Raw genomic sequence first — 327 nt, 5'->3', positions numbered from 1 at the left:
GATACGAACCGAAAGTTCGCAACGAACCACAAACATCACATATCCGGATTCGCTGGGCTGTCCATCTGGACATTCTGGCTACAGAATTTCTTGACGACCATAGAGCATTGGAACCACCTGATCCCATCCCGAACTCAGCAGTGAAACGATGCATCGCCGATGGTAGTGTGGGGTTTCCCCATGTGAGAGTAGGTCATCGTCAAGATTCATTTCGCAAAACCCCTATCTGCGCATGCAGGTAGGGGTTTTGTTTTTAAGTAGGAACTATAGAGATTCGCAGACACGTGCGAGTGACGGGCCAGCTCACAGAATTTCTTGACGACCATA

At 48.9% G+C, this 327-nt stretch carries 1 rRNA gene; it reads left to right on the top strand.

The features are described from left to right. The first annotated feature begins 89 nt into the window (after positions 1–89). Positions 90–205 (top strand): 5S ribosomal RNA (gene rrf, locus CVS27_RS20350). Positions 206–327 lie beyond the last annotated feature (122 nt).

The organism is Arthrobacter glacialis, from assembly GCF_002909445.1.
GTDB classification, from domain to species: Bacteria; Actinomycetota; Actinomycetes; order Actinomycetales; family Micrococcaceae; genus Specibacter; species Specibacter glacialis.
Note: the sequence above shows the minus strand (reverse complement) of the source record. Positions and strands in the feature narration are given on the sequence as shown.